This is a genomic window from Pseudomonas oryzihabitans, from assembly GCF_006384975.1.
Lineage (GTDB): Bacteria > Pseudomonadota > Gammaproteobacteria > Pseudomonadales > Pseudomonadaceae > Chryseomonas > Chryseomonas psychrotolerans_B.
Genome location: NZ_CP021645.1, coordinates 1,411,402 through 1,432,797, shown reverse-complemented (window position 1 = coordinate 1,432,797; position 21,396 = coordinate 1,411,402). Strand labels below are relative to the sequence as shown.

The 21,396-nt window shown below is 60.5% G+C and carries 14 protein-coding genes; 9 read left to right on the top strand and 5 right to left on the bottom strand.

Features of this window, described 5'->3' with window-relative positions; genetic code table 11:
- The first annotated feature begins 18 nt into the window (after positions 1-18).
- The 6 genes from CCZ28_RS06235 to CCZ28_RS06210 all read left to right on the top strand — a co-directional run bounded on the left by CCZ28_RS06235 (position 19) and on the right by CCZ28_RS06210 (position 6,348).
- Positions 19-1,425, top strand: a complete 1,407-nt coding sequence (locus tag CCZ28_RS06235; protein ID WP_140216870.1) for a purine-cytosine permease family protein — start codon at positions 19-21, stop codon at positions 1,423-1,425.
- A 124-nt stretch (positions 1,426-1,549) separates the two neighbouring features.
- Entirely contained in the window at positions 1,550-2,797 is a 1,248-nt protein-coding gene (locus CCZ28_RS06230; RefSeq protein ID WP_140216868.1) for a D-arabinono-1,4-lactone oxidase, read from the top strand.
- A gap of 231 nt (positions 2,798-3,028) precedes the next feature.
- A complete protein-coding gene (locus tag CCZ28_RS06225) occupies positions 3,029-3,826 on the top strand; it encodes a helix-turn-helix transcriptional regulator (protein ID WP_140216866.1) in 798 nt (265 codons plus the stop codon).
- A gap of 124 nt (positions 3,827-3,950) precedes the next feature.
- Positions 3,951-4,670, top strand: coding sequence for an IclR family transcriptional regulator (locus tag CCZ28_RS06220; protein ID WP_140216864.1), 720 nt, complete (start codon positions 3,951-3,953; stop codon positions 4,668-4,670).
- 83 nt (positions 4,671-4,753) lie between these two features.
- The gene (locus tag CCZ28_RS06215) at positions 4,754-5,155 is read left to right on the top strand and encodes a GlcG/HbpS family heme-binding protein (RefSeq protein ID WP_140216862.1); all 402 of its coding nucleotides are present in this window, start codon (positions 4,754-4,756) and stop codon (positions 5,153-5,155) included.
- The gene (locus tag CCZ28_RS06210; protein WP_140216860.1) at positions 5,152-6,348 is read left to right on the top strand and encodes an MFS transporter; all 1,197 of its coding nucleotides are present in this window, start codon (positions 5,152-5,154) and stop codon (positions 6,346-6,348) included. The genes CCZ28_RS06215 and CCZ28_RS06210 overlap by 4 nt, the downstream gene beginning before the upstream one ends.
- A 61-nt stretch (positions 6,349-6,409) precedes the next feature.
- Here the strand turns inward: CCZ28_RS06210 and CCZ28_RS06205 are convergent, their stop codons facing one another.
- The 4 genes from CCZ28_RS06205 to CCZ28_RS06190 all read right to left on the bottom strand — a co-directional run bounded on the left by CCZ28_RS06205 (position 6,410) and on the right by CCZ28_RS06190 (position 12,801).
- Complete coding sequence (locus CCZ28_RS06205) at positions 6,410-8,425, bottom strand: peptidase U32 family protein (RefSeq protein WP_140216858.1); 2,016 nt, start codon at positions 8,423-8,425, stop codon at positions 6,410-6,412.
- 381 nt (positions 8,426-8,806) lie between these two features.
- Complete coding sequence (locus CCZ28_RS06200; protein WP_140216856.1) at positions 8,807-10,891, bottom strand: ATP-binding protein; 2,085 nt, start codon at positions 10,889-10,891, stop codon at positions 8,807-8,809.
- A gap of 54 nt (positions 10,892-10,945) precedes the next feature.
- Positions 10,946-12,277, bottom strand: coding sequence for a site-specific DNA-methyltransferase (locus CCZ28_RS06195; RefSeq protein ID WP_167509216.1), 1,332 nt, complete (start codon positions 12,275-12,277; stop codon positions 10,946-10,948).
- A 110-nt stretch (positions 12,278-12,387) separates the two neighbouring features.
- The gene (locus tag CCZ28_RS06190; RefSeq protein ID WP_140216853.1) at positions 12,388-12,801 is read right to left on the bottom strand and encodes an NUDIX hydrolase; all 414 of its coding nucleotides are present in this window, start codon (positions 12,799-12,801) and stop codon (positions 12,388-12,390) included.
- Between the two features lie 333 nt (positions 12,802-13,134).
- On the opposite strand from CCZ28_RS06190, the gene CCZ28_RS06185 reads away from it, so the two are divergent.
- Entirely contained in the window at positions 13,135-16,179 is a 3,045-nt protein-coding gene (locus tag CCZ28_RS06185; protein ID WP_140221291.1) for an autotransporter domain-containing protein, read from the top strand.
- On the opposite strand, the gene CCZ28_RS06180 is transcribed toward CCZ28_RS06185, so the two are convergent.
- A complete protein-coding gene (locus tag CCZ28_RS06180) occupies positions 16,176-17,120 on the bottom strand; it encodes a LysR family transcriptional regulator (RefSeq protein WP_240795239.1) in 945 nt (314 codons plus the stop codon). The genes CCZ28_RS06185 and CCZ28_RS06180 overlap by 4 nt on opposite strands.
- A gap of 110 nt (positions 17,121-17,230) precedes the next feature.
- On the opposite strand from CCZ28_RS06180, the gene CCZ28_RS06175 reads away from it, so the two are divergent.
- Together CCZ28_RS06175 and CCZ28_RS06170 are read left to right on the top strand one after the other, a co-directional pair.
- Positions 17,231-18,742 carry an NADH-quinone oxidoreductase subunit L gene (locus CCZ28_RS06175; RefSeq protein WP_140221290.1) on the top strand — a complete coding sequence of 504 codons (1,512 nt, stop codon included), beginning with the start codon at positions 17,231-17,233 and terminating at the stop codon, positions 18,740-18,742.
- Entirely contained in the window at positions 18,739-21,186 is a 2,448-nt protein-coding gene (locus tag CCZ28_RS06170) for a YbcC family protein (RefSeq protein ID WP_140216851.1), read from the top strand. The genes CCZ28_RS06175 and CCZ28_RS06170 overlap by 4 nt, the downstream gene beginning before the upstream one ends.
- Positions 21,187-21,396 lie beyond the last annotated feature (210 nt).

Below are 21,396 nucleotides of genomic sequence, written 5' to 3'. Positions count from 1 at the left end.
GGCGAGAGGGAGCAATACATGGAAATCGAGAATCGCAGCGTCGAATTCATTCCCGAGCACGAACGTTATGGATCGCCCAAGCGGCTCTTCACCATCTGGTGCAGCGCCAACATGCAGGTCACCACCATGGTGATCGGGGCACTGGGCGTGGTTGCCGGATTGAACCTGGGCTGGACCTTCATCGGCTTGATCCTGGGCAACCTGATCGGCTCCGTATTCATGGCGGCGCATTCCGCGCAAGGGCCGCACCTGGGTATCCCGCAGATGATCCAGAGTCGGGCGCAGTTCGGCGTGCTCGGGGCCGGCGTGCCGCTGGCCATCGTAGTGCTGGCCTATATCCTCTTCACCGCGGCCAATGGCGTGGTGATGCGTGATTCGATCAAGGCGGTGGCGCCGGTCTCGGATAACAACGCCATCATCCTGTTCGGCGTGCTCACCCTCGTCGTCGGCTTCGTGGGCTACGAGCTGATCCACCGCATCGGTGCCTGGATGAGCGCGCTGTCCAGCATCGTCTTCGCTTTGGCGGCCTATGCCGTCCTTCAGCATGGCTTGCCCGCCGGCGTGTGGGAACTGTCGTCGGGCACCTTCAAGTTCGCGGTCTTCTGCCTGGTGGTGACCCAAGCCGCGTCCTGGACCCTCGGGTTCGGACCTTACGTGGCCGACTACTCCCGTTACCTGCCCACTACCATCTCCACGCGATCGACGTTCTGGTACAGCTATCTGGGCATCGTGATCGGCTCGACGCTGTTGATGCTGCTCGGCGCTATCATGGCCGCCTCTGCGCTGGACGTGACTACCGATCCCGGTAGCGCCATCGCCAAGCTCTTCCCTGGTTACGAGACGCTGGTGTACTGCGTGATCATCGTCGGGGTGCTGGAGTGGAACGTGATGAACCTGTACAGCTCCTACATGTCCACCACAACCATCTTCACCGGCTTCAACGGCAAGGTGCGGATCAGCCTGCTGACCAAGTTCTTCATCATGGCGATCGTCGCCGTGATCGTCACTTGGATCGCCATCGCCGCCCAATACAACTTCAGCGCCTACTTCAGCGACATCCTGATCGGCCAGGTCTATGTGCTGGTTCCCTGGAGCGCCATCAACCTGGCGGACTACTACTGGATCCGCAAGGGGCGCTACAGCGTGGCGGCCATGTACGACGTCAATGGCATTTACGGCAAGGTTAACTGGAATACCCTGTCGATCTATGCCTTTGCCGTAGTGGTGCAGATCCCCTTCATGGAGCTGTCTTTCTACAAGGGGCCCATAGCCAGCCTCGTCGGTACTGATATCTCTTGGCTGCCCGCGCTGGTCGTTCCTGGGGTGCTGTATTACCTGGTGAATCGTCGCAAACAGTTGCACTTGACGCCCTTCGACAGCGTCCAGTCCTTCACCGCTCCGGTCAGCCCATTCGAGAATGCCTGAGCCGTAAGGCGTCCGGCCGGCCGCCTGTTATCGGCGCCGGCCGATGACGGCGCTGCCACGGGCTCTCGGTGGTGGGCCGATAATGATCGTTCGATGTTTCGAGTCTGATTCAAGGAGAAAATTTATGGAGCTTCCACGCGGCGGGCACTGGCGCAACTGGGTGGGCAATCAGTCGTTCATGGCGGCCCACTTGGCTTCGCCTACGAGCGAAGAGGAAATCTCGGCACTGGTCCAGGCGGCTACCAGCCAGGGCAAGTCCGTCCGGTGCGCCGGATCCGGGCATTCCTTCACCCCGGTGGTGGCAACTAGCGGTCTGTTGTTGTCCTTGCAGGACTACCAGGGGATCACCGGCGTAGACGAGCAACGCAAGCGGGTCTCGGTTAAGGCCGGGACCAAGCTAAATACCCTCACGCGCTTCCTCAAGGAAATGGGCTATTCGCTGACCAACCAAGGCGACATCGACTCCCAGGCTATCGCCGGAGCGCTTGCCACCGGTACCCACGGCACGGGTACGACGCTGGGCAATCTCTCGTCGCAAGTCGTCGGCATGAAGATCGTGCGTCCCGATGGCTCGGTGATGGAAGTGTCCGATACGCAGAACCTGGATCTGCTTCATGCAACCCAGGTAAACATCGGCCTGTTCGGGGTCATCTCGGAGATGACCCTGCAGGTGAGCGACGCCTACTGGCTGCATGATCGGGTGTGGCGTGAAGACTTCGAAGCGCTGATGGAGCGTTACGACGAACTGGCCGCCCGGCATCGCCATTTCGGCTTCTTCTGGTGTCCGACTGCGGAAAGTCGCCATCTGTACTGTCTGCCGGATACCGCGAAGGTCTCGCGGAGTCGTAAGGAATTCGACGTGTGTGAAGTGAAGGTTATGGACATGACTGACGAGCGCAGCTACTACGATGGAGAGCACGAAAAAATCGCCTACAGTTCGGAAGTGTTCGCCATCCACTACGTCGCCAACTTCCACGAACTCGAATACGCCGTGCCCGCGCAATTCGGCAAGCAGGCGCTGCGGCAAATTCGCGAGCTGGTGCTGACCAAGCATCCACGCTGCATCTATCCCGTCGAGTACCGCTTCACCAAAGGTGATCCCGCCTGGATCAGTCCCTTCCACGAGCAGGACAGCGTTACCATTTCCTGCTCCGGTGGACCCAACGGCGTTGACTACTGGCCCTTCCTCAGGGACGTCGATGCCATCCTGCGGCAGTACGGCTCGCGTCCGCACTGGGGCAAGCTGCATTTCACCCAACGCGACGACGTGGATCGTTGGTTTCCTAAGGCCGAAGCCTTTCGCCAACTGCGCCGCGAGGTGGATCCGCACGGCTACTTCCTGAACGACCACCTGCGAACGCTATTCGAGTGACGTAGCCCCTGCCAACCCCCTCCACCTACCGGCGTGGGGAGAGCCCTGCCGCTACCAGTGCGTTGGAAGGTCGGCTAGGGTGAAGCCTCGGGCGTACTTGGGGTGACATGCTTCGGGTATGTGAATGACGACACCGGAACCTGCTCGCTAGGACTCGACTCCGCAGTAAATCACCCAGCGAGCGGCACGAGAGCGCTCGATCCGCCGGCGCTCTCGCACAGGAGCGCCGAGATGAATACGCTAGATGTCGATGTATTGGCCCGGCTAATCGGCGCCATCGGCAGCGCCTCGCTGGGACAGGCGCTGTGTGCTTTGCTGGAGGGCGGGGTTAGCTTCGACATGAGCTGCCTCTACCTGTTTCGCTTCGATCAACCTGCCGAGCTTCTGCACGATGGCTATCGGGGGCAGGTCGCCGCCCGCACCCTGGATGCCTACAGCCGCGGCGGCTACCTGCTCGATCCCTTCTACGTCGCCAGCATGAACCGTCATCCAGGTGGTCTGTGGCGAATGAGCGAGTTGGCTCCGGACAGTTTTTTCTCCTCGGGCTTCGCCATCTCGCCCGACCTCCATCCTTGCGTCTCTTCCACCCATGGCACCCAGATTGACGAGATCGGCTATATCATTCACCTGCGGGCGCACACCGCCTTGGTGTTTACCCTGATGAAGGCGCAAGAACACGGCGCTTTTGACGACACCGAGGTCGCCTACCTGCATCGGCTGACACCGCTGGTGAGCGCCGCTCTGGAGCAGCATGGGAGCCAGTTGCGATGCCAGCTGGAGCCCACAGGCACGGACAACCAGCTGGAAAGCGCCTTCGTCGGGGTTCTGGGGCAACTGACCGAGGCCCAACGCTATATCGCCAAGTTGCTGCTACAGGGCCACAGCACCGCCTCCATCGCCCGCCAGCTGGGTATCTCCGAGGGAACGGTGAAGGTGCACAAGCACAACCTCTACCAGCGTCTGGAAATCTCCAGTCACGCCGAATTGTTCAGGCTGTTCATCGGCTACATCGCCCAGACCGGGCGCTAGGTGTGTAACCCCAAGGTGTAGTGGTTTCCAAGGGAATACCCACATTCATGGCGATACCTTTTAACGTTGTCCCAATAAGACAGAGCGCATTGCGGCTCATGGATAACGGCCAGACGGTCCCCTTATGATCGACGAAAACCGCCGCATTCAATCCGTGGAGCGGGCCCTGCGGGTGCTCGAAGTCATCGCGGCGCAAGGCGGCGAGGCACGGTTGTCGGAGCTGGTCGCGCAACTCGGCCTGCACAAGAGCACCTTGCATGGCCTGCTCAATACCCTGGCGGCTATGGGCTACGTGTCCCGTCAAGGAACCCGGTACATCCTCGGCTTGCGGCTCCGCGACATCGCCCAGCCGCTGGCCGATGCCGATGCGACGCTGCGTTCCGCCTTCGCGCCGGCCATGTGGGCGTTGGCCGACCGTAGTGGTGAAACCTGCTACCTGGCCGTCCCCTGTGGCACGCGGGAATACCTCTACCTCGATGCCGTGGAAGGCAACGGCAGCCTGCGTGTGGGTAGTCCACGTGGCCGTCGCGAGGGACTGACGACCTCCGCCATCGGCAAGCTCTTCCTCGCCTTCGATCCCATGCTGCTGCGAAGCTTGCGGCGTGCGCAATTGATTCCGGTCGCGCTGGAAGATGATCTGGCCCGCATCATCGAACAGGGCTATGCGCTGGATCTGGAAGAAGCCGAACCCGGCTTGAATTGCCTGGCCCTGCCGCTGCGCCGGCAAGGGCGGGTAGTGGCGGCGCTTGGGGTCGCCGGGCCTGCTCAGCGACTAGGAGAAAGTACCCTGCGCAGCCTCGCCACAACCGCCATGCGCGAGATGTTCGACATCATCAAACTTTAGCGCCCTTCGCCTCTCACGGTCTTCCCGCCTGGGCGCGCTGCGGAAATCATCGAAAACTCCTTCCTTCAGCGTGGAGTTTGCGTATGCCTCCTTTGACCGATGTCCTTACCCAGCAAATCATCGACCGCGCCCAGGCACTGGCCCGCGAGCAAGGTTTCTCGATCTGTATCAGCGTGGTGGATGCCGCAGGTCTGCTGAGCGGCTTCCTGCGCATGCAGGACGCCGTCCCCGGGGCCATCGACGTGTCCCTCAAGAAGGCGCGGATGGCCGCGCTGTTCCGGACCGACAGCGGCGAGATCGGTGTCGCCGCCCAGCCGGGTGGCGCCCTCTACACCCTGGAGGCCTCCAATGGTGGTCTGATCGGTTTCGGAGGCGGCGTGGTATTGTACGACCCCGATGGCAGGGTTATCGGCGGCCTGGGCGTCGCTGGCGCCACCCTGGCTGCCGACCAAGCCATAGCCCTGACGGCGGCAGGCCGCCCATGAGTGGCGTCCAGCGAACTCACCCGGGCATCTGGGCTCTGGCGATCACCGCCTTCGCCATCGGCGTGGCGGAATTCATCGTAGTGGGCGTGCTGCCGGCCATTGCCGAGGATCTCGCGGTGCCCCTCGCCCAGGCGGGTGGGCTGGTCGGGTTTTACGCCCTGGCCTTGGCGGTGGGCACGCCCCTCACCGTACTGGCGCTCGCCCGCCTGCCGCGCAAGCCGCTGCTGCTGGTACTGGTGGCCATCTTCCTGGCGGGCAACCTGCTATCGGCGCTTGCCGGCAGCTATGAGCTATTACTGGCCGGACGCCTGGTGACCGCCGTAGCGCATGGCAGCTTCTTCGCTATCGGCGCCACCGTCGCGGCACGTCTGGCACCGGACGGTCAGGCCAGCCGCGCCATCGCATCGATGTTCGCGGGCCTGACCCTGGCGATGGTGCTCGGCGTACCCTTGGGCAGCCTGATCGGCAACGCCCTGGGATGGCGGTTGCCGCTCTTTGCCGTGGTGGGGCTGGCCGGCTTGGCCTTGCTCGCCATCACGCGGTGGATTCCGTCGTTGCCCGCCGAGGCGACGGGGCCGGCAAAGCGCCAGATCGCGGCCTTGGCCAGTCCGGCGATCCTGGCCATGATGTCAGTCACCGTGCTCGGCTTTGGCGCCAGTTTCGCCAGCTTTACCTTCATCACCCCCATTCTGACGGAGATCACCGGCTTTTCGAGTCAGATGGCCAGTGGACTGCTGGTGGTGTTCGGCATCGCCACCCTGGTGGGCAATCTCCTCGGCGGCCGCTGGGCCGCACGGCTGGGCTGGCCGACGGCCTTGCGGCTCCTGTTGTTCGGATTGCTGCTGGTGTTGCTGGCCATGGCGCTGGCCTTGCCGTGGAAGAGCGTCATGGTGCCCCTGTTGTTCGTCTGGGGTGGGTTGGCGTTCGGACTATCCCCCGGCTTCCAGGCCGGAATGCTGGAAACGGCGCAACGCTGGACGCCACACGCCCTCGATTTCGCCTCGGCATTGAACATCGCGGCGTTCAATCTCGGCATCACCCTGGGTGAAACCCTGGGCAGCAGCCTGGTCGCGCATGGCCAACTGGCGCTGACGCCCTGGGTGGGCGTGGCTCTGGCGCTGTTGGCGCAGGGACCGCTGTGGTGGTTGGCCCGCCCTGGCCTGAGGGGCAGGCATTCGACAGGCCAGCTGTAGCGCTTACCGGTCAGGCTCGAACGGGAACCGCGCCAAGTGCACTGGCAAGCCCGTCACCGGCTTAGTGACTGTAACCCGTCGGCTTGTTGCGAATGGTCTTGAGCAGGTCTTCCGGACTGATGCTGGCGACCGCCTTGGCGGCGGCCTGGCTGCCCGGTAGTGGCAGGTCGAGGATATGGCCCTTCATCTTGCCGACCACATGCATCTCGCAGGGTTTGCAGTCGAACTTCAGGGTCAGCACCTCGTCGCCATGGACCAACTGCATGGGCGCGACCTTGGTGCGTACGCCGGTAACGCCCTTGGCCTGCTTGGGGCAGAGGTTGAAGGAGAAGCGCAGACAGTGCTTGGTGATCATCACCGGCACCTCGCCGGGCTCTTCGTGGGCCTCGTAGGCGGCGTCGATCAGTTGCACGCCGTGGCGATGGTAGAAGTCACGGGCCTTCTGGTTGTAGACGTTGTAGAGGAACGAGAGGTGCGCCTCGGGATAGACCGGCGGCGGGCTGGTCTCGGCCTTGCGGCTGCCACGCGGATGGGCGGCGATGCGGGCGGCGGTCAGTTGCTCGATGGCCTCGCGGCGCAGTGCCTTGAGTTGCGAATTGGGCACGAAGAAGGCCTGGGGTGCGTCCAGGGCCACGTCCAGGGCGTGGTACTCGGTGGTGCCCAGCTGCGTCAGCAGATCGCGCAGACCCTCCAGCGCCTGTTCCGGCTTGTTGGCCACACCGAAGGGGCCAGCCAGGGCCACCTCGACACTCACGCCTTCCTCGCTGGTGGCGGTCAGGCGCAGACGCTCTTCACGCAGCTCGGCCCTCCAGCGCACGCCGATGCGGCGTTCGGCGCTGGTCTTGAGCAGCGCCTGCTGCCAGTTGTGGTCCAGGTTGCGCGACAGCGGATGGTTCGGCCGCAGGCGGAACAGCCCCTCGGGCATCTCGTTGGGCTCGACGCGATAGCGGTAGCGCTTCTCGCCGTCCTCTTCGAATTCACCTTTCAATTCGGCGACGTTGGCGCGGAAGCCCACCACCTCGCGCTTGACCAGCACGTTAAGGCCGTCGCCATTGGACAGCGGCTCCTGGGTCACGGCGATCAGGTCGCGCTTGTTGACCTTCTCCACCTGGCCGACCAGCAGGCCGGTAAAGGTCGGCGAATCGAAGGCGCCGATGTCCACCTTGCGCTCGGTGACGAAATAGTCGGTGCTGCCGCGGTGGAAGGTCTTGTCCGGATCGGGCACGAAGAAGTGCGCGGTGCGCCCGCTGGAGGCGCGCGCCAGGTCGCTGCGGTCTTCGAGGATCTCGTCGAGCAACTGGCGATAGTAGGCGGTGATGTTCTTCACGTAGCCCACATCCTTGTAGCGCCCCTCGATCTTGAAGGAGCGCACCCCGGCCTCGACCAGGGCGCGCAGGTTGGCGCTCTGGTTGTTGTCCTTCATCGACAGCAGGTGCTTTTCGTAGGCGATCACCCCGCCTTTTTCGTCCTTGAGGGTGTAGGGCAGGCGGCACGCCTGGGAGCAGTCACCGCGGTTGGCGCTGCGGCCGGTCTGGGCATGGGAGATGTTGCACTGGCCGGAGAAGGCCACGCACAGGGCGCCATGGATGAAGAATTCAATGGCCGCCTCGGTCTCGGCGGCGATGGCCGCGATTTCCTTGAGGTTCAGCTCGCGGGCCAGCACCAGCTGGGAAAAGCCGGCCTGGTCGAGAAACTTGGCCCGGCCCAGAGTGCGGATGTCGGTCTGGGTACTGGCGTGCAACTCGATCGGCGGAATATCCAGCTCCAGCACGCCCATGTCCTGCACGATCAGCGCATCCACCCCCGCGTCGTAGAGCTGATGGATCAGCTTGCGCGCCGGCTCCAGCTCGTCGTCATGCAGGATGGTGTTGATGGTGGTGAATACCCGCGCATGGTAGCGCCGGGCGAAGGTCACCAACTCGGCGATCTCGCTCACCTCGTTACAGGCATTGTGCCGCGCGCCAAAGCTCGGCCCACCAATGTAGACGGCATCCGCCCCATGCAGGATGGCCTCCCGCGCGATCCCGACATCGCGGGCAGGGCTGAGCAATTCCAGATGGTGCTTGGGCAGGGACATGGCGGTTCTTCTCGATCAGGTGGGGCACAGCAGGGCGGGTATTGTAGCGGGGGGAGGGCGGGTATGGTACGCCTGGGGTGCCGGGTGGTTATTAGCGTTGCAAAGAAAGATTGCCTCCATTGTTTGTTTAGATTGAATTGAACAGTGAGAATAAAGGCATTATATTGATTGAGTATTCAAAAGGCTGCAAGAAATCTCCATTTACTTATTATTATAGCATATTTTCGAATTTAATAATTCAGGAATCTATTGAAGGAGGCTGGATTTCTAATGTGATCAGGGTGTAAATTCGTTCGTTGTGCATAGGTTTTTGCGCTGCAGTAAAGAGTGTTGAGTTTGGAAAGGTAATATGGGCTAAAAATCTATAGCCCATATATATAATTATTGTCCAAGATAAGATGAAAAATCAGTCTCGTCTAGTTTTATTATCGCTAGGGAGCTTTCTGTTTTGCTATCTAAATTTATCAGAATGTCGCATATAACTGCAAACAGCCCGCATTTGTTTGCGCACTCTTCGATTTTGGGTTTGGATAGGTAGCCAGACGAAGAGTGAGCTCCTACGTTAGATAGCTTAACTGCGCTACCAAATGCCTCTAAATCTAGAAGGTTGTTAAATATTTTAAAGCTGATTCCGCTGGCTTCGGATATTACCCTTAAGAGATTTTGATTTTTCTTTAATAAAATCAATATGTACATGACTTCGAGCATCAAGTCGGATTTTAGCTCGCTTTGTAGCCTTTGATTCAATGTTTTTGTGTTTATCTTTGCAAAGAGCCGATTCTTTCTTTGAAATGTCTTTTTCGAAGAGATTTCGAGTATACACCTCATGGAACAAGCTATGAGCGGAAGATAATTTTCTTTGTTTCGTGATTGATAGGCTGTGTCTATGCCATTTATTAGGCTCGAAATTGTATTATGGCTAATGCGGTATCCTGTTTCTGACTCAATTGTAAAGAGAGATTTGTTTAGGGGCGCCCCAGTAATGCTGGATGTCTTTTTGATGAATTTTAATGTGATTTCGGTGGAAGCTACTTTTGTATGTGGGTCGCAGTACCTGAAAAGAATTATCTTTTCGCAAGGTTCCTCTATTGACTGCAATATGCCATCGTTTGAAGGCTCACTGTCAATTAGGATGATGACTTCATGTTTATTAACTTCTTCGCCAAGGCTGTTCTTTACTAGGAAAATATAGTTAGCCAAGTCCAGTTGGCTCGATGGTATATTGATTTCAAAGGGCATGCTTCTATCAATCAGTACATGCGCTGTCCTTTTTTGGGAGGTCTCTGGCTTTGAGATTGGAGCAGCTTTGCCTGTGGGGATCTCATTTTTTGGTGTCTGTGCCTGCAGTTCTTTTTTTAGCTCAGAACCAGTAGTCTGAATGCGCTCATTGAGTTTCCTTAGATTTTTCATTAGTCCTTTTGTTAATGAGTTTTCTACAAAATTAGTTCTATCTGAATTGAATTCTAGCTCCTTGCTCTGGCTTGTTATTTTTACTCGCCCAATAATTTGAGGGAGTGAATGGCTTAATTTGGATTTTCTAAGAATGTCTGGGTCAAATATGGCTGTATTGTTAAATAGATTGCGATTGACATAAACTAAGGGATACAGTGCTTTGTCATGTGTTCTTCTATTAAGTTTGGATATGGATCTCTCTTTTTTTCCTTTGCCTAAGCTAAATATTATTAGCTCTAAGTCTATTTGGTAGTCTTTAGGGTTGATGGGGAGTTCTAATCCGGAAACGGGGTCCAAGAGCTCCCCCCGATGGTAGAAGTGTAAAATATTTTCCTCTGAATTGTACTTTACATAAAAAAGCTGATCGTTTTCTCTCTCCTGACGGAAGTCCTTGATTTTTTGAGTTGAGGAAATTAATGTATTTTCTATGTATATTTCTATATTAAATGCGTTGTCTTCGATTGCAGCAGCGAGCTTTTCTGAGACTCTTTCATCCTCTAGGTCAGCTTGTAGCTCTTCAAGATACTTCTGGCTTGAATAGATAACGATTGTTGTCCCTTTTTGTTTGCTGGGATTTGTTGTTATTGGTATGGCTGTTCCTGTGAGGTCTGTTTTGGAGACTAGAGCGGACTTCTCAAGAGAGAATTTACTTTCAATGCCATTTTTTGAAGTCGTCCATTCTACTTTGTGGCCAAATTTGAATGCGGCTAGAAAGCCTAATCCTTTGGATCCTTGAGTTATTCTCTGGATTCCGTCTTGTTCAATAATTTCACCATAATTTTTAGAACTTTGTGATATGTGAAATAGATTTTCTATTTCCGCTATGCCCATTCCATTTCCGTTGTCTGAGATGGTTATTGTATTTTGGGAGGGCTCAATTTTTATTTTTATGTAAGGAGAAAAAGCATCATAAGCATTTTTTATTAATTCATTTAGGGCGAATAAGGAGGATGGGATTTTTTGTGACAGTTCTTCTATTATCTTTCCGCCAAACTTCAAAGATGCCTCTGGCATATGAGATTCCTTTCCGCGAATAGACTTATAGGTTTGAATGTTCTATGGTTGAAGTTAGCCCTTTTTCATTATCAGGACTTGTTCTTCGGTCATGGTTTGAGATCGGCTGTTTCTGTTCGCCATTCTTTTATGGGGTATATTGCGGTCTATTTCTATTAAAAATTCACAGCCACGAGCCTCTAATAGTTCCCTTAAAATATTATTTAATGGGATTTTTTGTCCAGAAATGTGCCTGTTTCCTAGTGTCCAAATAAGATAGCCTTTGGGTTTTATCCTAAAAAGCATATTGTCTAGTGAGTTATTCAGATCCTTGATAAAGGAAGATAGACGTACTGGGCCACTGTTTTCGTACTTAAGTAACTGATCTAGACTTGTTGAAAAGCTTTGTGACATGCATCTTAGTTGGTCTATGCCTTCAACTTTCTTAGCGTGCGATCCGCCAAGGCTGGCTCTGTCAATTGCAGAGGCATTCGATAATAATTTGCTTGGGACTTTATTTCGCAAGTCGGCTGTGTCGATCCACATCAGAGGAAGATAAGAAAATTGCCCATAAGGTACGGTGGTAGAATTGTCACCATATGGTGGAGAGGTAATCAGCATGTCATGTAGATTGTGCTCGCTTTTCTTGGGTAGCGCCTGGATGTCTGATATGGAAAGATTGATGTTGCTTAGAAGAGTGGAGCCCGATAGCAGGCCTTGTTCTGCCAAGAGATCCATCTGTTCTTTCTTGAGTTCAAAGTTGAATTGAATTTTATTTTTAAAAATCTCAAGGCAAGACCCTACTTCGTCTATCTCATCTTGAGGTTTCATGTGAAGTTTGTAGGTGGAGCTGCGAGAGTTGCAGCATCCTCTCACGGTGTCGCTGAATGCAACCCAGAAGAATCTTCTGGCCCATTTGCTAGGTTCAGCCATTATGGCGCGTCTAATTTTGCTCAGCTCAATCTGGACTCGAGGTATAAACCACTTTTCTATTTTTGGAAAGTTAACTTCTATAGAGTCTAGAGTGTCCTTCTGTAAGCGGTTGTTGAGTTCCAGGATTTTATGCTTGAGCGAGGAAATATAAAAGGCGTCTGACTTTGTTTCGCAGGCGAGAATAGCTAAGGGGTTAATGTCTACTCCTTGGAAGTTTAGCCCCCTCATCATGGCTTCGCCCATTGTTGTTCCTGAGCCAACAAACGGGTCGAAGATGGACTTTATTTTGGATTGGTGATTTAGAAAAATATCTATCAGTTCGCCTTGCATTTCAGGAACCATCATTGCGGGATACTTAATGAATCCATGGCAATGGGTTCGCTTCGACCTGCGAGAAAATGACCAGTATTCTTTGTCTGTGTTGTGTAGCGAATTTATTTTCTTAATTATTTTGCTGTCTACGGAAAGCGACACGTCAAGCTCCTTTTGTCGTTCGCAGAGTGATAGGTCTCGTTCAATGCGATGTCAAACCTTTTCTGCGGCCATGTGATCTTTCCTTGCAGAAAGCTTGGAAAATAGCAAGTCTAGTTAGAATGTAAACACTTCACCAGCGGCAACACCAGCTCCCGCGTCAGCGGAGCCAGCTCTAGCTCGCACGCCCCTGCTATCGAAACCCACTGCGCCTCTTCGATTTCTGCCGCCGTAATCGCCTGGTCTCCCGGCTTCAGCTCGATCCAATACAGCGCGCAATCAACCATGAATCCAGGCTCATTGGCCGCTGGAGCCTGGTAGTTACCAAGAAAGGTGGCGTCTCCCGGATCGATGACAAGACCAAGCTCTTCATGCAGCTCTCGGATCAGGGCATCCAGAGGCTGCTCACCAGGATCGATCTTCCCTCCCGGCTGCATGAAGGCCGAGGTGCCGCGTTTGCGCACCAGTAGCAGTTGCTGTTGCTCGTTCAGCAGCACGGCTGCCGCGATGTGGAGGGTGGTCGTCAATGTCTGAACTCCGCTGGGGTAGGGCGGCCTCTTGATCGCGATGGCGCGAATCTTTGGCAGGGCAGGCGACTCAAGGTGGGAGTGTACCTCGCTCAGCCAAGTCGCTTCGGTCGCGTCCACGGAAGGTTCTGCACGCTTTTTTGACGCACGCGGGAAGGGAAAACGGGTTGCGTACGTAAGCTGTTGCCCAGTAAACAAAAATTGCCATCAGACTGCCTCCATATCGTCATACAACCACTCTAGCCTCGCCGCCTCACGACAACCTGTAACAGGTTGTATCCATGACGCCAAGGAGAAGAGCTGGTGAAACGTTCAGGTAATAAACCCGTAGTGATGACGGCTGTGTTCACGGCCTCGTTGCTGGCGCTTTCGGTGCAGGCCGCCAGTCGTTCGGGCAACAACGCCATCAATGGCGTCGACCTGTTGTCTGGCTATAACAAGCTCTGGACGCCGGGGGCCACCTGGAATACCGGGACCCCCACCGCCCTGGGCGCACCTATACTGCAGCGCAATATCCAGTACGTGGTCGACCTCTCGAAGACCCGCACCCAGGCCCAGGAAATTGCGGCCTACTACGATGACCGCCGCGACCAGAGCTACAGCCTGATCAGTGGCCTGGGCTCTCTGGCCAATGCCTACCTGGCCGGCTCCGGGGCCTTCACCACCATCCCGGTGTTCGACGCCTCCACCCAGACCACCAAGTACAGCGACAACGGCAACGGTGCCGGCGACGCCAATTCGCAACTGGGCAAGGTGGTGCAACTGGTCCAGGCGATCCGCAACGATGCCTCCACCACCCCGGCGAAGAACGCCTATCAATATCCGCGCCCCTGGCGGCAGGCCGGCGTGGATATCGTGCCCTTGTCGCTGCGTCCGGCGCTCAGTACCACACCTCAGACCGATGGCGGCTTCCCCAGCGGCCACACCAACGCCGCCTACCTGGCCGCCATGGGTTTCGGCTACGCCGTGCCCCAGCGCTTGAGCGAAGAGCTGTTCCGCGCCTCCGAACTGGGTAACAACCGCATCGTCGCCGGCATGCATTCGCCGCTGGACGTGATCGGCGGGCGCATCACCGCTACCTATTTCGCCATCGATAACCTGGTCAACAACGCCCAGTTGCGCAGCGACGCCTTCACCCAGGCCCAGGCCTACTTCGCCCAGGTGTGCGGCGGCGACATCAACAACTGCGTGGCCAAGGTCGATCCGGCCACCGACCAGCAGTCGCAGCATGCCCAGGACAAGGCGCTGTACACCTACCGCATGACCTACGGCTTCGCGCCCGTCGGCCCGACCAACCTGGCGCCGGTGGTACCGACCAACGCCGAGGTGCTGCTGGAAACGCGCTTCCCCTACCTCAGCGCCAGCCAGCGCCGCGACATCCTGGCCAGCACCGAGCTGTCTTCCGGCTATGTGGTCATCGACGAATCCAACGGCTACGGCCGCCTCAATCTCATGGCGGCCGCCGACGGCTACGGCGCCTTCAACGGCAACGTCGAGGTCAACATGGATGCCAGCCAGGGTGGCTTCAATGCCAGCGACGCCTGGCGCAACAACATCGGTGGCAGCGGCAGCTTGACCAAGGACGGCAGCGGCGAACTCACCCTCACCGGATTCAACACCTACAGCGGTGGCACGGTGATCAATGGCGGTACCCTGCGCGGCTATGCCCAGGCCTTCGGCAGCGGTGACATCACCGACAACGCCACCCTAGTGCTGGATCAGTCGGTCAACGACAGCCTGGCCAACAACCTGCACGGTAATGGCAGCCTGGTGAAGACCGGCGTCGGCTCCCTGAGCCTGACCGGCAACAGCGATTTCTCCGGTACCACCACCGTCAACCAGGGCCGCCTGGCCATCAACGGCAACCTCGGCAATTCGGCGGTGACGGTCAATTCCGGTGCCACCCTCGGCGGCAACGGCAGCCTGGCCAGCCTGAGCGTGGCCCAGGGCGGTATCCTGGCGCCGGGTAACTCGGTGGGCCAGCTCAACGTCAATGGCGACGTGACCCTCGACCAGGGCTCGATCTATCAGGTCGAAACCGATGCCACCGGCCGCGCCGACCGCCTGGTCGCCAACGGCAGCATCGCGGTCAACGGCGCCACCCTGGCACTGGTCTCCAGCCCCTACTGGCAGGCGCTGGGCAGCTATCAATTGCTCAGCGCCGGCAATGGCCTGAGCGGCAGCTTCGGACAGATCCAGTCCGACTTCGCCTTCCTCACCCCGACCCTGAGCTACAGCGCCAACCAGGCGACCCTGAGCCTGCCGCGCAACGGCGTGGCCTTCGCCGACCTGGCCAATGGCCGCAACGCTCGCGCTGCCGCGGCTGGCCTGGATGCGGCCGGTGCCGGCAATGCCCTGTGGAATCAGGTGGCCGCGACCAATGCCGCCAGCGCTCGCTCGACCTTCCAGAGCCTGGGCAACGAACTGCATGCCACCACCAAGACGGTGTTCGTGGAAGACAGCCGCCTGGTCCGCAACGCCATGGCCGAGCGCCTGCACGAGGCCCAGGACGATGCGCCGTCCAGCTCCGGTATCCAGGGCCTGGCCGGCAGCCCCGAGCGCGGCCTGGTCTGGACCCAGGCCCTCGGCGCCTGGGGTCGTAACGACGGCAGCCACGACGCCAGTAGCCTGGACAGCCACAGCCATGGCTTGCTGATCGGCGGTGACATTCCCCTGGACAACGGCTGGCGCGCCGGTGGCCTGATCGGCTTCGGCCATACCGATCTCGACCTGCGCGACGAGTCGGGCTCGGCCACCAGCACCGACTACCACCTGGGTCTCTACGCCGGCAACCAGTGGGATGCGCTGAGCCTCAAGCTCGGCCTGGCCCACACCTGGCACTCGGTGGAGGCGCGCCGCGATCTCACGATCCTCGGCAGCAACCAGCACCTGGCGCCGGAGTATGACGCCGGTACCACCCAGGCCTTCGGCGAACTGGCCTACCGGATCGACGCGGGCAGCCTGAACCTGGAACCCTTCGCCAACCTGGCCCATGTGCACCTGCAGACCGATGGCTTCCACGAGCGCAGCGGTGCCCTGGCGCTGGACAATCCGCGGCAGAACACCGACGTGACCTTTAGCACCCTGGGCCTGCGTCTGGCGAGCAAGCCGCTGGGTGATTGGAAGGTGGTGCCGAGTGCCACTCTGGGCTGGCGCCATGCCTTCGGCGACACCACCCCCGAGCACGAAGCCGCCTTCGCCGGTGGCCCGAACTTCACCGTGGTGGGTGCGCCCATCGCGCGCGAAGCGGCGGTGGTGCAGGGCGCGCTGGACATGGCGCTGACCGAGACGGTGTCGCTGGGCCTGGGCTACGACGGCCAACTGAGCGGTCGCAGCAAGGATCAGGATCTCAACGCCAAGCTGAGCTGGCGCTTCTAAGGCGCCGAGCCCCCTGGCTCCGCTGCAATGGCGGTGCCGGGGACGGCGTTGTCCGATTCCACCTGCGCGGGCGGCTGGCCAAGCAGCTCGTCCAGGATCTTCAGCCGGAATTGCCGTTGCAGGGTCACCGCATAGAATTGCTCGGCGATCTCGGGCACCTCGGCGTACAGCTGCAGCGCCCCGCTGCGCAACTCGTCCTGCACCACCACGGCCGGCAGCAGGGCCATGTCGCCGGAGTCCCGCGCCAGCAGGCGCAACATGGCCATGTCGTCGACCTCGGCGCAGATCAGTGGATGCAGCCCGTGGCCGGTGCAATAGACCTCGAACTGGCTGCGCACGTCGCTGCTGCGCCCCGGCACGATCAGCCGGGCCTGTTGCAGGTCCCGCCGCAGGTCGAAGGGGCGGCTGTCCTGGCGCGGTGGGCCGATCAGGCACACTGCCTGGCGCGCGAGCAGGCGGCATTGCCAGGTGCGCTGGCTGTCGGCGCTGACGGCTTTGTTGGTCAGCACCACGTCCAGCTTGTGCAGGGCCAGGCGTTCCAGCAGTTCATCCACGCCGCCGGACTCCAGGGTGATCACCAGGTCGTCTCGCCCGAGGAAGGGGCGCAGCAGGTTCTCCTGGAAGTTACGCGAGAGGGTCGCGACGGCGCCGATGCGCAGCGTCTGGCTGGCCTGGCCGGTGTGCTGCAGGGTGGTCTGCAGCTCGCTGCCGAGCGCGAAGATGGTGTCGGCGTAATCCAGCACCAGTTGCCCGGCTTCGGTCAGCTTTAGGCTGCGACTGGAGCGGATGAAGAGGGCATGGCCGAGTTGGTCTTCCAGCACGCGGATCTGGGTGGAGAGGGCGGATTGGGAGACATGCAGCGCCTCGGCGGCACGGGTCAGGTTGCCTTCCTTGGCGACGGCCCAGAAGTAGTGCAGATGGTGGAAATTCAATCGGCGCATGGATGTTCTTATAAAGTGAACGATTGGTTCTGATCTATCTATTTTAAATGGATCAGACATTTCTTGACACTAGTGCTACCCCTCTTCAAGGAGCACGCACCGTGTCTAGCCTGCCGGTTTCCCTGGCGTCGTTGCTGCCCTGGGCCTATGCCCTGGCATTGATCCCCGTCGCCTTCCTCCACTCGCCACGTCGATTCTGGTGGCCCGCCCGGGCAGCCGGTTATCTCGGCCTGATGCTGGCCGTCGCCGCCGTGCTACGGGCGATCTTCAATGGGCATTCCAGCGACCGCCTCGGCCTGGCCATGGCCGGTCTGATCGGCCTGCTGGCCCTGGTGATCATCGAATATTCCCAGCGCTATCTGGACGGCGAAGCGGGACAGCGGCGTTACGTGCTCGCCCTGCTGGCCACCCTGGCGACGGTGGCGACGGTGGTGACCACCGCCGATGTGTTCCTGCTGGTGGGCGCCTGGATCCTGTCCAGCCTGTGCCTGCACCAGCTGCTCACCTTCTATCGCGACCGGCCCCAGGCGGTGGTGGCCGCCCACAAGAAATTTCTCGCCAGTCGGCTGGCCGATGTCAGCCTGCTGCTGGCGACCGGGCTGCTGGTGCGGGCGAGCGGTGACAGCCAGATCTCGGCGATTCTCGCGGCCGTGAACGGACAGCTGCAAGCCAATGGTCATCTGGGGTGGGACCTGCAGTTGGCAGCGCTGCTGCTGGCCCTGGCGGTGATCCTCAAGTCGGCGCAGTTGCCGGTGCATGGCTGGCTGATCCAGGTGATGGAGGCGCCGACGCCAGTCTCGGCGCTGCTGCATGCGGGACTGGTCAACCTGGGCGGTTTCCTGCTGTTGCGCTTCGCCCCGCTGTTTTCCGCCGCCGTGCCGGCGCAGAGCCTGCTGGTACTGGTCGGCGGCCTGACGGCGGTCCTGGCGGCACTGGTGATGATGACCCGGATCAGCATCAAGGTACGCCTGGCCTGGTCGACCTGCGCGCAAATGGGCCTGATGCTGCTCGAATGCGGTCTGGGGTTGTACGAGCTGGCCCTGGTGCACCTGCTGGCCCACTCGCTGTACAAAGCCCATGCCTTCCTGGCGGCCGGCGATACCGTGGCCCACAGCCGGCAACACGCCCTGCAGCCGCTGATGCCCGCGCCCGAGCTGGGCGGCCTGCTGCGCGCCCTGGCGTTGGCGGCCGTGGCGCTGCTCCTGCTGAAAGGGCTGTGGGCCTGGGCGCTGCCGGGCCACGAGCTGCCCTGGGTGGCCCTGACGATCCTGGCCATCGGCCTGGCCCCCTGGTGCCTGAGTCGCGGACAGCTGGCGCATGGGCTGCTGATGTTCGGTCTGCTGCTGGGCGCCTATCTGCTGTGGCACCAGGCGGCCGGCTGGATTCTCGACCAGCGCCTGCCCACGGCGCCGCTGCCCCTGACCGGCCTGGCCGTGCTGCTGCTACTCGGCCTCTACCTGCTGCAGGCCGTGCTCCTGGCGCACCCCCGCGGCGCCCTGGCGCAACGTCTTTACCCCCTGGCTTTCGCCGGTTTCTACCTGGATGAGCACTTCACCCGCCTGACCTTCCGCCTGTGGCCTGCGCCTCAGCCCTTTTTCGCGCCCCTTGGAGACCGCTCATGACCGCCTACGAACCCATTCCCGGCCTCGCCCAGGCCTCCCTGCACGAGGCTGCGCGGCAGGCGTGCGCCCGCATCGCGCCGACCTGGCCACTGGATCGCATGATCGCTGTCAGCCCCCTGTGGGAGCGGCGTGAGCAACCCTGGCGGACCGTCGCCGCGCAGCTCTGGCAGCGTGCCGGCAGCCGACTGACGCTGAGCGCCGCGGATTACCTCCAGGCCTGGCAGGACGGCGCCATCGCCGAGCGCCATCTGCAGCAGGCGCTGGCCGAGCAGGGCGGAGCCTGGACGCCGGCCCACCTGTTGCAGGCCCTCAATGCGCCCGAGGAAGCGGGGCAGGGGCTGCCGCTGCTGGAGGACTTGGCCGAGCCGGGTATCCCGCTGCCGGGCTGGCCGGCGCTGATCACCCAGCAGATCGGCCAGAGCTGCGCCGCCTGGTTCGATCGCGAACAGGCGGACTGGCGTCCCGCCGACGGTGCCGGGCTCTACCAGGCCTGGCGTGACAGCCTGCTGGCAGACCGGGGCTTGAGCGTGCTCAGCGCCTGCCGCGACCTGCACCAGCGCATCGCCGAGTTGCCCGCGCAACCGCTGGCGGCGCTGGAGGCAGCGGTGCAGCATCTGGAGTTGCCGGCGCAGGAGTGGAGCGCCTGGTTCGACTGTCTGCTGCTGCGTAACCTGGGTTGGGCGTCCTGGTGCGCCTACCGGCGTTGGCAAGCCAGGCTACAGGGCGAAGACGACCAGACCATGCTCGAACTGCTGGCTATCCGCGCGGCTTGGGAGTGGCTGGTGGACGATCGGCGGCGCGATGCCGACAGTCGCTGGCACCTCTGGCGCTCGACTTGGCGGATGCGTCTGCAGCAAGCGCCTTCGGCCACCTGGCAGGCCCTGCAACTCTGGCAGCGGGCCGATGAATTGGCCTGGCAGGAGCAATTGCAGCAGGCGCTGTGCCAGAGCGTACCCACGGCCTTGCCCAAGGCGCCGCTGGCCAAGTTGTTCTTCTGCATCGACGTGCGCTCGGAGCCGCTGAGACGCGCGCTTGAGCATGCCTGCCCGGAGCTGGAGACTGGCGGTTTCGCCGGCTTCTTCGGCTTGCCCATCGCCTATACGCCCCTGGGTACCAGTGCCACGCGCCCGCAGTTACCGGGCCTGCTCGCCCCGCAATTGCAGGTCAGCGAGGGCAGTGGCGATGCCGCCGGAGATCGGCGGTTGGCCGAGGTGCGCCAGGAGCGCCTGGCCCGTCAGGGACGCTGGCGCCTGTTCGAGCGGCTGCCGGCCTCGACCTTCACCCTGGTCGAGAGTATCGGTCTCGGCTATGCCGGGGCGCTGCTGGGGCGGACCTACGGCCTGACCGGCGGGGCGGTCCAGCCCGACCGGAGCGCCTGGCGCCGCACCGAATGGCAACGCCTGCAACCGCAGCTGCCGGCCATGGCGCTGCCGCAGAAGGTCGACCTGGCCGAGCGGATCCTCAAGGCCATGGGGCTCAATGGGCCGGTGCCGGCGCTGCTGGTGCTGCTCGGCCACGGCAGCCAGAGTGCTAACAATCCGCAGGCGGCCGGCCTCGACTGTGGCGCCTGCTGCGGCCAGAGCGGCGAGATCAATGCACGGCTGCTGGCTGGCCTGCTCAACGACAGCGAGGTGCGCGCCGGCCTGCGTGAGCGCGGACTCGAATTGCCGCCGCACTGCCAGGTTCTCGCCGGACTGCACAACACCACCACCGACGAGGTGCAGGTCTTCGCCCATGAGGCGCTGCCCGAGGCCTTGCAGTCCCATTGGCAACGCTTGCGGGCGGCGTTGGACAAGGCCACTACCGAGGTGCGCCAGCAAAGGGCTCTGAAGCTGGGGCTGGCGGCGCTGCGTGAGCAGCCGGACAAGCTGCTCGGACGGCTGCGTCGGCGTGCCCGCGACTGGGCGCAAACCCGGCCCGAGTGGGGCCTGGCCGGCAATGCCGCCTTCATCGCCGCGCCCCGTGCCCGCACCCGTGGGGTCGACCTGCAGGGGCGTGCCTTCCTGCACGATTACGACTGGCGGCAGGACGAGGCCGGCAAGGTGTTGGAGTCGATCATGACCGCGCCCATGGTGGTGGCGCACTGGATCAACCTGCAGTACTTCACCTCGACCACCGATAACCTAAGATTCGGCAGCGGCAACAAACTGCTGCACAACGTGGTAGGCGGGCATATCGGCGTGTTCGAGGGCAACGGTGGCGACCTGCGCATCGGCCTGGCGCGTCAGTCGCTGCACGACGGCAAGCAGTGGATGCATCGGCCGCTGCGCCTGCACGTGGTGATCGAGGCGCCCCGCGCCCTGATCGATCAGGTGATCGCTGCCCATGCGGTGGTGCGCGATCTGGTGCACCACGGCTGGCTGCATCTGCTGCGTCTCGATGGCCAGCCGGCGTGCCTGGAACTGCGCACGGCCGCTGGCTGGCAGCCCTTGCCCCAGGGCTGATATCGGCCGCCAGGGAAGCCGCCCGGGGATTCGGGCGGCGCTGGCCAGCGCGCGCTGAGACCCCGGCCTTGTTGGCGGGGCAGGGTGGCTTCCTGGCGCAGGGTGCATAACCCGGGGCCAAGGCTGCATCAGACGCCTCTAGCCCGGCCTTTTTCTAGCATTCATTCTGATTGGGAATGAATGCTTGTGCTTATTTATCGCTTTTTCAGC

Coding starts and splice junctions, on each gene's coding strand:
- CCZ28_RS06235 (WP_140216870.1), top strand. CDS start 19: ATGGAAATCGAGAATCGCAGCGTCGAATTCATTCCCGAGCACGAACGT.
- CCZ28_RS06230 (WP_140216868.1), top strand. CDS start 1,550: ATGGAGCTTCCACGCGGCGGGCACTGGCGCAACTGGGTGGGCAATCAG.
- CCZ28_RS06225 (WP_140216866.1), top strand. CDS start 3,029: ATGAATACGCTAGATGTCGATGTATTGGCCCGGCTAATCGGCGCCATC.
- CCZ28_RS06220 (WP_140216864.1), top strand. CDS start 3,951: ATGATCGACGAAAACCGCCGCATTCAATCCGTGGAGCGGGCCCTGCGG.
- CCZ28_RS06215 (WP_140216862.1), top strand. CDS start 4,754: ATGCCTCCTTTGACCGATGTCCTTACCCAGCAAATCATCGACCGCGCC.
- CCZ28_RS06210 (WP_140216860.1), top strand. CDS start 5,152: ATGAGTGGCGTCCAGCGAACTCACCCGGGCATCTGGGCTCTGGCGATC.
- CCZ28_RS06205 (WP_140216858.1), bottom strand. CDS start 8,425: ATGTCCCTGCCCAAGCACCATCTGGAATTGCTCAGCCCTGCCCGCGAT.
- CCZ28_RS06200 (WP_140216856.1), bottom strand. CDS start 10,891: ATGCCAGAGGCATCTTTGAAGTTTGGCGGAAAGATAATAGAAGAACTG.
- CCZ28_RS06185 (WP_140221291.1), top strand. CDS start 13,135: ATGACGGCTGTGTTCACGGCCTCGTTGCTGGCGCTTTCGGTGCAGGCC.
- CCZ28_RS06180 (WP_240795239.1), bottom strand. CDS start 17,120: ATGCGCCGATTGAATTTCCACCATCTGCACTACTTCTGGGCCGTCGCC.
- CCZ28_RS06170 (WP_140216851.1), top strand. CDS start 18,739: ATGACCGCCTACGAACCCATTCCCGGCCTCGCCCAGGCCTCCCTGCAC.